9 protein-coding genes, 3 tRNA genes and 1 pseudogene are annotated in these 13,524 nt (G+C 42.5%); 6 read left to right on the top strand and 7 right to left on the bottom strand.

All coding sequences use genetic code 11. The features are described from left to right. Window positions 1-98: 98 nt before the first annotated feature. The 7 genes from KCV09_RS01640 to KCV09_RS01670 form a co-directional block, all read right to left on the bottom strand. Window positions 99-1,514, bottom strand: coding sequence for an amino acid permease (locus tag KCV09_RS01640; RefSeq protein WP_048763597.1), 1,416 nt, complete (start codon window positions 1,512-1,514; stop codon window positions 99-101). A 126-nt stretch (window positions 1,515-1,640) separates the two neighbouring features. Further along, window positions 1,641-1,716: transfer RNA gene (locus KCV09_RS01645), tRNA-Glu, on the bottom strand. Window positions 1,717-2,022: 306 nt separating this feature from the next. Further along, a tRNA-Glu gene (locus KCV09_RS01650) sits at window positions 2,023-2,098 on the bottom strand. Between the two features lie 18 nt (window positions 2,099-2,116). Continuing rightward, on the bottom strand, window positions 2,117-2,782 hold the full coding sequence (gene rnt / locus KCV09_RS01655; RefSeq protein ID WP_004936280.1) for a ribonuclease T: 666 nt from the start codon (window positions 2,780-2,782) through the stop codon (window positions 2,117-2,119). Next, entirely contained in the window at window positions 2,767-3,801 is a 1,035-nt protein-coding gene (gene pyrC, locus KCV09_RS01660; RefSeq protein WP_055415672.1) for a dihydroorotase, read from the bottom strand. Before pyrC ends, rnt begins: the two co-directional genes overlap by 16 nt. A gap of 189 nt (window positions 3,802-3,990) precedes the next feature. Then, window positions 3,991-5,334 carry an argininosuccinate synthase gene (gene argG, locus KCV09_RS01665; protein WP_151752681.1) on the bottom strand — a complete coding sequence of 448 codons (1,344 nt, stop codon included), beginning with the start codon at window positions 5,332-5,334 and terminating at the stop codon, window positions 3,991-3,993. Window positions 5,335-5,554: 220 nt separating this feature from the next. Continuing rightward, window positions 5,555-6,415, bottom strand: coding sequence for a LysR family transcriptional regulator (locus KCV09_RS01670; protein WP_119025465.1), 861 nt, complete (start codon window positions 6,413-6,415; stop codon window positions 5,555-5,557). A gap of 157 nt (window positions 6,416-6,572) precedes the next feature. Between KCV09_RS01670 and KCV09_RS01675 the strand changes: the two genes are divergently transcribed. From KCV09_RS01675 to KCV09_RS01700, 6 genes and pseudogenes are all read left to right on the top strand, one after another. After that, window positions 6,573-7,481, top strand: coding sequence for a DMT family transporter (locus KCV09_RS01675; protein ID WP_119025510.1), 909 nt, complete (start codon window positions 6,573-6,575; stop codon window positions 7,479-7,481). A gap of 253 nt (window positions 7,482-7,734) precedes the next feature. Then, window positions 7,735-9,765 (top strand): NADPH-dependent 2,4-dienoyl-CoA reductase, encoded by a 2,031-nt coding sequence (locus tag KCV09_RS01680; RefSeq protein WP_151977367.1) that lies wholly within the window; start codon window positions 7,735-7,737, stop codon window positions 9,763-9,765. Window positions 9,766-9,850: 85 nt separating this feature from the next. Beyond that, window positions 9,851-9,940 (top strand) — tRNA-Ser (locus KCV09_RS01685). Between the two features lie 401 nt (window positions 9,941-10,341). After that, window positions 10,342-11,279: pseudogene (locus KCV09_RS01690) on the top strand (IS5 family transposase). 290 nt (window positions 11,280-11,569) lie between these two features. Next, window positions 11,570-12,334, top strand: coding sequence for an SDR family NAD(P)-dependent oxidoreductase (locus tag KCV09_RS01695; RefSeq protein ID WP_212515443.1), 765 nt, complete (start codon window positions 11,570-11,572; stop codon window positions 12,332-12,334). Beyond that, complete coding sequence (locus KCV09_RS01700; protein ID WP_151795746.1) at window positions 12,331-13,524, top strand: acyl-CoA dehydrogenase family protein; 1,194 nt, start codon at window positions 12,331-12,333, stop codon at window positions 13,522-13,524. Before KCV09_RS01695 ends, KCV09_RS01700 begins: the two co-directional genes overlap by 4 nt.

Here is a 13,524-nt window from a genome sequence, read left to right on the forward strand (position 1 = left end):
AATCTACAGAAGAATGATGCGCTAAACCAGTGATCTAAATAAAAAAAGTGTAGCGATTTTGCTACACTTTCCAATGAGTATTGTACCTTTTAACCGCTTTAGTTTTGATTACGGTAAAATATGTAGTGACTTAAATAACAACCCGCCACAAAGATCAAACAACCAATAAAACCGGGAAGCATCTCAGGATCAAGTGCCATACTTAAGCCAGTAATCAAGCAAAATACAAATCCAAGAATCGGTAGAACTGGAAACAGCGGTGCAGCAAATTTGAGCTCAGATACGCTGTGGCCATCTTTATACCATTGACGTCTAAAGTTGAACTGACTCCAGCAAATACTCATCCAAACAATTACCATGGTAAATGCCGCAACGCCCAGTAAATTTTTAAAGATAGTCTCTGGTGCAAACTGCTCAGACAATAATCCCGGTATCGCACCAAACATCGTTACAATGAGGGCAATAATTGGCGTACCACTGGTGGTGAGCTTAGAGAAAATAGACGGTAATTGCTTTTGGCTCGAAAGCGACCACATCATACGAGAAGCAGCATATAAACCAGAGTTTGCAGCAGATAGCAGCGCCGTAATAATCACAAAACGGATAATGTGGTCTGCATACGGAATACCGATATATTGAAATACCGTTACGAACGGACTATTACTCACACCATGATTGCCTAAGCCAGTTGCCTCATAAGGCAACAGTGCGCTAATGACCACAATGGTGCCCACAAAGAAAATGAGCAAACGCCAGATGGCTGCATTAATTGCTTTGGGTACATTGACTGCAGGATCTTTAGTTTCACCTGCCGCAACGCCAATCAATTCTGTGCCTGAAAAGGCAAAGTTAACAATCAGCATGGTCGCAAAAATAGGCATCAGACCTTGAGGAAACCAACCATGACTGGTGAGATTGCTAAACAGTGGTGCGGTTTGATAGCCCTCAAAATGAATCAGACCAAAAATAGCCAATAGACCCAATATAATAAAGCCGATCACGGTCAGCACTTTCACCAGCGACAACCAGAATTCAGATTCGGCAAAAATATGCGTGGAGCTGAGGTTGAGTGCAAAAATGGTGATTGCAAAAATACTGGTCCAGATCCACATCGAGATATGGGGAAACCATTCTTGCATGAGTAATGCCGCGGCAGTAAATTCGGTACCTAGCGTGGCTGTCCATGTCAGCCAGTATAACCACGAAATCATGTATCCGGTGCCTGGCCCGATATAGCGTTTGGCATAGGCACCAAATGACCCAGACACTGGCATATGTACAGCAAGCTCACCCAAACACAGCATGACCATATATGCAATCAGACCGCCCAGCATATAGGCGATCACAGCGCCAATCGGGCCTGTTTGGGTAATCACTTCGCCTGAGCCTAAAAACAGGCCTGTGCCAATCGCACCACCTAACGACAGCATGACCAAATGACGAGTACTCATGGCACGTTTTAATGGAGCAGCACTGCTGAGTACTTGTTGGTCTGTAGAGTCTGGCGGCAGCATAGACAATATCGCTTCAAGATGAAAGAAAGCGCTATTTTAGTGAAAAAACTGAAATGTGCAATGCAGCATGAGTCAAAGAATAGACAGTGAGACAAGCAAAAAGAGAAATACAACGGAAAAATAAGATGGCGTCCCTACGGGGATTCGAACCCCGGTTACCGCCGTGAAAGGGCGATGTCCTAGGCCTCTAGACGATAGGGACGTTGCGAGGTGTGCGTATAATAGGAAGTTTCATCTGTGCTGTCAATTTGCATTGCAAAGAAAAAGGCAGAAATATGATTAAGTGAATAAAAAATAGCTAATTGTATGAATATTAGGCTGTTTTTAAAATTTAGTTGGCAGGTGACTGTTCAGTCGAAGTTTTCTTAGGTGCGTCATGCACGATATAAAGATAAAGCGCAGAAGGCAATAAAATGAGTATAGCGATCAAAATCTTTTTCAGCATGACATGTCTCTGTTTGAGCACAGGTAAACAGTATAAAAGAAAATGCAAGAGAGAAAAATGAGATGGCGTCCCTACGGGGATTCGAACCCCGGTTACCGCCGTGAAAGGGCGATGTCCTAGGCCTCTAGACGATAGGGACGTTGAGGATGGCGGTATCTTATTGATCCGCCACGAGTGTGTCAAGTAGGTGTGGAGAGAGTTTGTTTAAAATATAGCAAAACAGTTCGGCTGTCTTTTGCGTATCGTATAACGCAGAATGTGCTTCCTTGCCATCAAACTCAATGCCTGCCTGTATACATGCCTTGGCCAGTACTGTTTGTCCAAACGTAACTGCACTTAAGGTCACCGTATCGAATACCGAAAAGCTATGAAACGGATTTTGATTTTTAGTGCTGGTACGTGCAATTGCAGCTTGCAAGAAGCCCAAATCAAAATGTGCGTTGTGGCCTACCAGTACAGCATGAGTACACTGCTGTTGCTTACGCACTTCATGAATCGACTTGAATATACGTTTGAGCGCTGAACGTTCATCTTCTGCCATGGCCATGCGCATCGGATTAAACGGATCGATCCCGATAAAATCGAGCGAACGACGATCAAGATTTGCCCCTTCGAATGGATTGATATGGGCTTGATAGGCTTCGCCCGGTACAAATTGTCCGGCTTCATCATAGACGATTGGAATACAGGCGATTTCAAGCAACGCATCGGTATGCGCATTGAAACCCGCTGTCTCGACATCGACAACAACGGGTAAGAAACCACGAAAACGCTGACCAATCACAGGAAGAGTGGAGGTTTCTTGAGTCACACTTTTCTCCATTGAATGGTTTTACCTGCATAGAGTGGAATAATTTTTTCACCCTCAAGATAGTCCAGTTGCTCTGGAATCACTTGATCTTCTTTAACCAAGGTAATGGTCGAGGTGTTGCGTGGCAGGCCATAGAAGTCGGCACCAAAATGGCTGGCAAACCCTTCTAAGCGCTCAATCTTTCCAACCTGATCAAATGCCTGTGCATATAATTCGATGGCTGTCGGTGCACTGTAGCAACCTGCACAACCACATGCATTTTCTTTGGCATCTTTCGAATGTGGTGCGCTGTCGGTACCCAAAAAGAATTTTGGATTGCCGCTAGTAGCCACTTCAAGCAAGGTTTGTTGATGCGTTTGACGCTTTAAAATTGGGAGGCAATAAAAATGCGGTTTGATCCCACCGACCAGCATATCATTACGGTTAAATAGTAGATGCTGTGGCGTGATGGTGGCAGCTACGTTGCGGTCTTGTTCTAAAACAAAATGCGCGGCTTCACTGGTGGTAATGTGTTCGAGTACCAGTTTAAGTTTTGGAAACTGTTTGAGTAACGGAGATAATACTTCGTCTAGAAAGCGCTTTTCACGATCAAAAATATCCACATGGTTATGAGTGACTTCACCATGCAGTAACAGTGGTACCTGATGCTCTTCCATTTGCTCAATTACAGCATAGACTTTGCGGATATCGCTTACGCCATTATCTGAATTGGTGGTTGCACCTGCTGGGTAAAGCTTAATCGCGTTTACAAATTCGGAAGCCTTGATTTTTTTGACTTCGCTCGCTGGAGTTTGGTCGGTAAAGTACAACACCATACGCGGATCAAAATGAACACCTTCTGGAACATGCGCCATGATTCGTTCACGGTAAGCCAAGGCTTCATCCACTGTTTTGACAGGTGGGACAAGGTTCGGCATACAAATCGCGCGAGCAAACTGGTTAGCTAAATCTGGAACAGTACGTTGAAGTGCGATTCCGTCACGTAAATGCGCATGCCAATCGTCTGGCTGCAGAAGAGTAATCGTATCCAAGGGAATTCAAGCTGCAAAATAAAACAGATGATAATGCAAAAGCCCTGAAAATGGTAACAGGAAATGCTTACAATTCACCTCAAATTGCTTCAAGTAACTGCATCTAAGCGGATTTTTAATCAAAAAGTTGATGCGTACAGAAAAAATAAAAGCTGTCAGGTGACAGCTTTTATTTGAGATTTCAGACGATTATTTCGTTTTGGTCTCTAATTGTGGTACAGCTGAGCCTTGACCAATCGAGAGCAGGCCCGAGTTGGTATAAATGCCCAATTTTGCACGTGTATCGGTAATATCCAGATTACGCATAGTCAACTGGCCAATACGATCCATTGGCGTAAACATCGAATCACCTTTTTCCATGGTTAAGCGTTCTGCTTCATAGGTCAGGTTTACAGATTCAGTGTTCATGATGGTGTAGTCGTTACCACGACGTAATTCTAAAGTCACAGTACCTGTAATGGCTTTTGCAACCCAACGCTGTGCAGTTTCACGCAGCATCAATGCTTGTGAATCGAACCAACGGCCTTGATACAACAAACGACCTAAACGTAAGCCGTTGATACGGTATTGTTCAATGGTATCTTCGTTATGAATACCCGTCACCAGACGTTCGTAAGCAATATGCATAAGTGCCATGCCCGGTGCTTCATAAATACCGCGTGATTTTGCTTCGATAATACGGTTTTCAATTTGATCCGACATACCTAGGCCATGACGTCCACCAATACGGTTGGCTTCAAGAATCAATTCAACCGGATCTTCAATACGCTGACCATTGAGGGCAACTGGCATGCCTTCTTCAAAAGTAATGCTGACTTGTTCAGGCTGAATTTCAACGTCATCTTTCCAGAACGCAACACCCATGATCGGATCTACAATCTTGATACCGGCATCAAGGTATTCGAGATCTTTCGCTTCATGGGTTGCACCTAGCATGTTCGAGTCGGTCGAATATGCTTTTTCTTTCGACATTTTGTAGTCAAAACCATTATCGATCAGGAACTGTGACATTTCTGCACGGCCACCTAGTTCGTCAATAAAGGTTTGGTCTAACCAAGGTTTGTAAATTTTCAAGTTCGGGTTGGTCAGCAAACCATAACGATAAAAACGTTCGATATCGTTACCTTTGTAGGTCGAGCCGTCGCCCCAGATATTGACATCATCTTCTTTCATAGCAGTGACCAACATGGTCCCAGTAACCGCACGACCAAGTGGCGTGGTGTTAAAGTAAGGCACACCGCCAGTGCTGATATGAAATGCGCCACATTGGATTGCTGCAATACCTTCAAGTGCAAGCTGCAAACGGCAGTCGATCAGGCGAGCTTTAACTGCACCGTACTGCTCAGCTTTCTTTGGAATCGCATCATAGTCATCTTCATCGGGCTGACCTAGGTTTGCTGTATATGCATATGGTTCAGCGCCTTTTTGTTTCATCCACAATAGAGCAGCTGAAGTATCTAGACCACCAGAGAAGGCAATCCCCACTTTTTTGCCTACAGGTACATGCTGCAAAATGGTTGCATTATCAGTCATTACTAATCCTAACGTTTATAAAAAGACCTAAAATGATGGTCATGAGAATTCACAATGGCGGGTATTGTAGCACTTTTTTTTATTGATTTTTTCCGATAATTCACTCGACCCTCTGAAAAAAACAAAATTATGTTTTCGCTTAGAAGGCTGGCAGCAAAGGCTGCGCGGCGCAGGCTGCTCGCGATATTTTATAATAGCCATATTATACCTATGCAGATTTTTAGTTTACCTCAAGCGATTCATTTAACTCGATGAACTGTTTTTCAATCGGGGTGAATACGTGATCATGCCGTGCAACCAAATAGAGTCCAATATTACGATATTGATCTGGAAGCTCTTTGTAATACTGGATGTCGTATTTCTTTAACAAAGATTTTGCAATCATGGAAACACCCATTCCCAATTGTGTAAAATTTATAAGTGCTTGATAATCATAAATATGAACCAATTCGCCTTGGCTTAAATTACGCTCTGTATAAATTTTATTGAGTGTAGTGGCATAGCAGCATTCTTCACAGGCCAGCAGAATATTTTGATGATTAAGACAATCGTCTAGAGATTCATGATTAATCATATTTTTACCAATAATCACCAGTTCATCTTGTTCCTTTAAACGGTACTGAAGATGCTTGTGTTTGGGATGACCCAGCACATAGCCAAAATCGAGATGGCCTTGTGAAATTTCATCTTCAATAAAACCGGTCGATCCAGTTTTCATGGTCAGTGCCAAATCAGGATAGGCACTATATAACTGATTAAATGCAGGATAAAAACGCATTCCACCCAAGCTGGTATTGGTACCAAAACGTAAAGTGGAGTCTTGTTGTTGAATCTTGTTTTCGGTTTCTTCCCAAGTAAACATCATTTTTTTGTACTGTGTGTATAACTGCATGCCAGATTCGGTCAGTTCAACCCCTTTGGATTTGCGAATAAATAGCTGGCGATTATAGTGACTCTCAATTTTTTTGATTTTTGCCGTCATGTTGGATTGTAAATAATTCATTTTTTGTGCAGCGGCTGAAATGCTTTTGAGTTCAGCTACGTTAACAAAGGATCGGATATCATTAATATCAATATTCATGGCCGAACTCCGCATTAAAAATGATCAAGATGTATTTTTAGAGAGATGAATACATCAAGGTATTAAAAAAAATGATGCTTATATTAAAACATAACATTATTCATGATGTCATTTCTTTTCTATAATGGCGCATGTTTGTTGTGAAATGGGTGAAAACGTGAATATTCGAGTCATCAGTGCCATCACACTGTTGTGCCTTGTTTGGGGATCATTATGGGGATTGGTCAAACACAGCTTACAGGTGTTTCCTCCATTTTTATTTATTTCCGCACGTTTGATTGTGGCTGCCCTAACCCTGATATTGGTACAGGCTTTATTGAAACGTTCGATTTTACCTGCACGCCATGAATGGCGAAAAATGATTGTACTCAGTGTCTTAGTTTGTTTTGGATTTTATGCGACCCAAACCTTTGCCATGCAGTTTGTCGACTCAGGATTGTCGGCGGTATTGACTTTTACCATGCCAATTTTTGTAGGTGTTTTGGCGCATTTCTTACTGAATGAACGCTTGAATTTCCAAAAAACGTTGGGCCTGATACTGGGTGTGGCAGGGCTGATCGCGATCATGTGGCCGCAGCTTAAACACATTCAATTTAATCTGTCGGTGGTGGGTGAGTTGCTGTTAATCAGTTCGGGTTTCTTCTGGGCCACGGCGACGGTGTACATTAAGAAAGAATTTGCCGAGTATGACAAAATCAAGTTGACGATTTGGCAATTGCTTCTGGGGGCTGTGGTATTACTCGCTGGTGCACTTGCATGGGAACCGGTTGATTTGAATGTTTGGCTAGATCCATTGAATGCGTCAATCTTGTTCTATATTGCAATTGTTGGCACAGGATTTGCGTTTGTACTCTGGAACTGGATTGTGAGTCAGGTCGATACCTTTGTTGCTTCAATCTCGATTATGAGTATTCCGGTGTTGAGCTTGTGCTTTGGTGCGCTGCTCTGGCATGAGCCTTTAACCATGAATATTGTATTGGGTGCGATTTGCATATGTTTAGGCATTGTGGTGAGCTCATTAAAGCTGGGTTCACAGCGACTTGCTGCCATTCAGAGTCATAAATAAACTCAAAAAACAGCTCTGTACAGCAGGGCTGTTTTTATAGATTTACTTGTAGATCAAGCTGAATAATCACCGTTAATATGATGCGATTCGAAACAAAGAATAAGATGTAAACCAACCAAAAGAATGTTTTGATAACTAATTAACTGACATTTTTAACACGTAAAAAAAGCACTCGGGTCATCCCAACCCCGATAAAAAGTATTAAAGTATTATGCAACAAGTTGCAAAGCCAATAACAACCTAAGGATTCGTCATGACTAGCTATGCACATATTTTAAAACCACTGCATTTAGGTTTTACAACAATTAAAAATAGAGTCGTGATGGGCTCTATGCATACCGGCTTGGAAGACCGTTTTTATAATTATCCGAAACTTGCAGCCTACTTTGGAGAGCGAGCGAAAGGCGGTGTTGGCTTAATCATTACCGGCGGCATTTCACCTAACCGACAGGGCTGGCTTTTACCCGCAGGTGGAACCATGAATTCTTTGGCAGATATTCCACATCATCGTTTGGTCACGCATGCCGTACATAAGCATGGTGGAAAAATTTTGATGCAGATCTTGCATGCTGGTCGCTACGGTTATCAACCTTTTGTGGTGTCGGCAAGCCCAATTAAATCACCTATTTCACCGTTTAAACCGCGTCAGATGTCGGAAAGCAATATTTTAGACACCATTGAAGATTATGCCCGCTGTAGCGATCTGGCCAAGAAAGCAGGGTACGATGGTATCGAAATTATGGGCTCTGAAGGCTACTTGCTTAATCAGTTCTTGAGCCGTCATGTCAATCAACGAACAGATCGCTGGGGCGGCGAGATTGAAAACCGTATGCGCTTTGCAGTTGAAATTGTAAAAGCGATTCGTGAAAAAGTCGGTGAAAAATTTATTATTAGTTTTCGTTTGTCTATGCTGGATTTAGTTCATGATGGCAATACCATGAGCGAAGTGATTACGGTGGCACAGGCACTTGAAAAAGTGGGCGTTACCTTACTCAATACGGGTATTGGCTGGCATGAAGCGCGTATTCCAACCATTGTCACCTCTGTACCGCGTGCGGCTTTTGTCGATTATACTGCTTATGTGAAACAGCACGTGTCTATACCTGTGATTGCGGCCAATCGAATCAATATGCCAGATGTGGCAGAAGAGATCTTGGCACAAGGTAAAGCCGACATGATTCAGATGGCACGTCCACTTTTAGCCGATGCATTTTGGGTGACCAAGGTGGCTACCAATCGTGTCGATGAAATTAATACCTGTATTGCCTGTAATCAGGCTTGCCTCGATCATACCTTTAAAAACCAGCGTGCAACGTGTTTGGTCAATCCGCGTGCAGCATACGAAACCGAGCTAACGTATATCAAAACCAAAAAACCGAAAAAAATTGCGGTTGTAGGTGGCGGTGTCGCAGGGCTGTCGGCGGCCACCGTTGCAGCCAGTCGTGGGCATCAGGTGACGTTATTTGAAGCTGCGTCTGAAGTGGGTGGGCAATTTAACTTGGCCAAAGTTATCCCCGGCAAAGAGGAGTTTCATGAAACCATTCGCTATTTCAAAGTGCAACTAGAAAAAACGGGTGTAGATGTTCGTTTAAACACACGCGTCAATCGTGAGCAACTCGAGCGCGAGGGCTATGAAGAAGTGATTGTGGCGACGGGTGTTATTCCACGCCAGCTTCGTATTGAAGGCAGTGATTTGCCACAAGTTCTTTCGTATGCTGAAGTATTACGTGGTGCTCCAGTTGGTGAAAAAGTGGCCGTGATTGGCGCAGGTGGTATCGGGTTTGATGTATCTGAATTTTTACTCAAACCTGCGCATCAGATTCAGCCCCAGCCCTTGGCGGATTGGCAGCGAGAATGGGGGGTCGACTCTAATCCGAATTACATTACCGAAGGTGGCCTGCAACCTGTCCAAATAGAAGTACCTGTGCGACAAATTTATTTATTACAACGTAAAACCACACCGCTGGGAATTGGTTTAGGAAAAACATCAGGCTGGGTGCATCGCGCACAACTGAAAAAACATGCGGTGCGAATGATGCGTGGTGTGCAGTACAAAGCTGTAACCAATGAAGGCTTGTGGGTGGAAGTAAATGGTCATGATCAGCTACTTCGTGTAGATACGGTTGTGGTTTGTGCTGGACAAGAGTCAGTGAAAGATTTAATGCCTTTAGCACAGGAGTCGACACTGGCACGCTATCATATTATTGGTGGAGCGAAGCTTGCTGCCGAGCTAGATGCCAAGCGTGCCATCCGAGAAGGTGCAGAATTGGCCGCAGAACTGTAATTTTGATGAAACAATATGCAAACGAGTGCAAAGCGTTAAAATTTTTCTTGAATAAAATAAACGGTCTTTGTATTCTTACGCACATGGAAGCGTGGCAGAGCGGTTTAATGCACCGGTCTTGAAAACCGACGAGGGTGTGAGTCCTCCGTGAGTTCGAATCTCACCGCTTCCGCCAAATATTTAAATAAGCCCTTGTTTTTACAAGGGCTTATTTTTTTACTGTAATTCTACCCCTCAACTTACCCCACATTAAATTTTGGATTGAGAGGTATTATTTGATGTTGATTCGGATCACTTAGGACAATTGAAATTTTGAGTTTAAAATTCATTGCACAGTCTAATCATCATCGTTGAAGAATCACAGCTGCTCTCTAATTGCTTTAGATTCAATTTAAATCAACTAAAACGAAAGATGCAGGGGTGTAGTTCTAATTTTGCTTTAAGGCGATTCTAAGAAGATTTAGGTGTAGTCTAGAACAATGAGTGAGATTTTATTTATCTCCTCGTCGTTTAAGTTAACTAGGCTTTGTTGCACAAACCTACCGTTAAAGGCTTATTTAACATTATAATTCTCAAATGAATAAGCCCACACCTAAAATCTATCTTACAACCAATTGGCCTTCATATAACCAAGTTTTAATCGAGCGTGGAAATATTTCAATCTAGTTGGGTCCTAAGACCCAATAGTATGCACAGCCACAAGGCAAGCATGGACGAAATCAAACTTATTCCGATACAGCGATTCAATACTGTTTAATGATCAAATCACTATTACGTCTGTCTTTACGTATGGTCACTGGCTTTGTTCAAAGTCTTATTCATCTTTGTAGATTAGATTGGACAGCCCCAGATTATTCCATTATTTGTAGAAGACAAAAGCATATTGATATTGCAATTAACTATCAAAAAAGCAGTAATGGTCTCCACACCTACTCGTTGATTCTACAGGCTTAAAGTTTTTAGGTGAAGGCGAATGGAAACGTAAAAAACATCAGCCTGAATATCGTCGCGAATGGCGTAAATTACAATTGGTATCGATACTGAAACCCTTCAAATACGCACTATTCAGCTCGCAACCAACAATGTGAGTGATTCACAGGTGCTTGGTGATTTACTGGATCAGATTCCACAAGAAGAACAGATTGACTCCGTCTCGTCTATACTGATGGGGCTTATGAGACCAAGCAATGCCGTCAGGTAATCGCAGATCGACAAGCGCATACGGTGATTCCACTCAGAAAAAATGCGAAGCCTTGTAAAGATACAAAGACCAGCTCGTTAAAGCGAAATGAATTAATTCGAACAGTTAAACGTTTAGACAGGACACTATGAAAAAAAGGTCAGGCTATCATGCCCGAAGTTTGGTAGAAACCAAGATGCATTTCATCAAATTATTCGGTGATATGCTTAGCGCAAGGAATTTCCAAAGCCAACTCAATGAGATGCATGCACGTGTGGCTGTATTAAATAAATTTACGAAGTTGGGCCGACCTCACACCCAAGTTGTCACTTAAATTTGGATAACTTGGGGAAAGTTTAGCTTTTGAATGTTTTTGCAACAAAGCCCTTTAAAACTAAGATTTAATTTGGAAAAACTTCTACTTATATCTGAGATTTAAATCAAATCATAATTTATCTATTCTTAAAATAGCTCCGAAATATTTGAAATTACTCTGAAATTTATTTATGTGATCATTTTATTTACTCTTTTTGATCATTCTTTTCATTACGTTGACTTTGATTTATCAGGCTCTTATTTTCACTCTTAAGAATAATACTTATTAATGAATTAAATGGAGTAAAAATGCAGCTCAAAGGAAATGTTGTATTAGTAGCAGGTGGTGCTTCTGGTTTAGGAGAGGCAGTTGTACAGCGGCTTGCTAAGCAAGGAGCACAGTTAGTTATTGTCGATTTAAATCAATCATTAGGTGAACAACTTGCGCTTCAGGTCAGTGGTCTATTTGTACAAGCCGATGTAACCAATGAAGAACAGATTAATCAGGCTTTTCAACAGGCTGAAGAATTTTATAAGAAAAAAGTACGTGTGGTGGTGAATTGTGCAGGTATCGGTCCTCCTGGTAAAGCCATTGATCGTGAAGGTAATGCATTGGCTTTATCCGTATTTAGCAAGATTATTAATATCAATCTAAATGGTACCTTTAATGTCTTATCAAAATTTGCAGCCCGATTACATAAAGACGAAGTTATTGGTGAAGAACGTGGTGTGATTATCAATACGGCCAGTGTTGCTGCATTTGATGGGCAAATTGGTCAGCCCGCTTATGCAGCCTCTAAAGCAGGTGTAGTAGGCATGACTTTACCTTTAGCACGTGAGTTTGCACGTTATGGCATTCGAGTCATGACGATTGCACCTGGGATTTTTCTCACGCCATTATTGGCTACTTTACCGCAAGATGTTCAAGATTCATTAGGCGCTCAAGTACCATTTCCAAGCCGTTTGGGACAACCTGATGAGTTTGCTCAATTAGTCGAAAGCATCATTCTCAATCCTATGCTTAATGGCGAAGTTATCCGCTTAGATGGCGCTATACGGATGACAGCAAAATGATGATTGATGATTTAAATCTGGCACATGAAATAGCTATTAAGGTTGAAAAGTTTGTGCGTGAAGTGGTGATTCCGTATGAGCGTGACCCACGGCGTGATCATCACAATTGTCCAACCGAAGAATTGGTTGTCGAACTGCGAGATAAAGCGCGTGAGGCAGGGGTTCTTACGCCACATATTTTGCCTGATGGTACACATTTAAGTCAGCGTGGAACAGCACAAGTTTTGATTAAAACGGGTTTGTCACCCTTAGGGCCTTTGGCTTGTCAAACTGCTGCGCCTGACGAAGGCAATATGTATCTGTTAGGTCAAGTAGGCAGTGATTTTATCAAGCAAAAATTTCTAAAGCCTTTGGTAGAAGGGAATGTACGTTCTGCTTTTTTTATGACCGAACCCGCACAAGAAAATGGTGCAGGTTCTGATCCATCTATGATGCAAACGCTTTGTTGGAAAGAGGGTGATGAATGGGTCATTCGTGGCCGAAAAGCCTTTATTACCGGTGCAGATGGTGCACAGGTCGGCATCATTATGGCCAAGGCAGAACAAGGTGCTTGTATGTTTCTGGTCGAATTGCCGCATCCTGCGATCCAGATTGAGCAAGTACCGCGTACCATTGACAGCTCAATGCCAGGTGGGCATGCAACATTATGGATGAATGACTTGCGAGTGCCAGCACAACAAATGCTAGGTGAACCGGGTGAAGGTTTTAAATATGCGCAGGTTCGGCTTTCTCCAGCCCGTCTTTCGCATTGTATGCGCTGGTATGGTGCCTGTTTGCGTGCCAATGAAATTGCGACTGAATATGCCAATCAGCGTAAGGCATTTGGACAGTTGCTGATTGATCATGAAGGATGCAGCTTTATGCTGGCCGAAAACCTTATTGATCTAAAGCAGGTTGAACTCATGATTGATTGGTGTGCCTCGGTTTTAGATCAGGGTGAATTGGGTACATTTGAAAGTTCGATGGCAAAGGTATCGGTGAGTGAAACCTTAATGCGAGTGGCTGATCGTTGTGTACAAGTGATGGGTGGCTCTGGTTTGACCGAGCAAACCATTGTCGAGCAAGTATTCCGTGAGATTCGAGCTTTTCGTATTTATGACGGTCCGACCGAAGTACATAAGTGGTCAATTGCAAAAAAAATTAAGCGAGATTGGCTGAAACGAAACAAGCAACAGCAGCAAGGAGGCTAA

It is taken from the genome of Acinetobacter soli (assembly GCF_018139125.1).
Classification (GTDB): domain Bacteria; phylum Pseudomonadota; class Gammaproteobacteria; order Pseudomonadales; family Moraxellaceae; genus Acinetobacter; species Acinetobacter soli.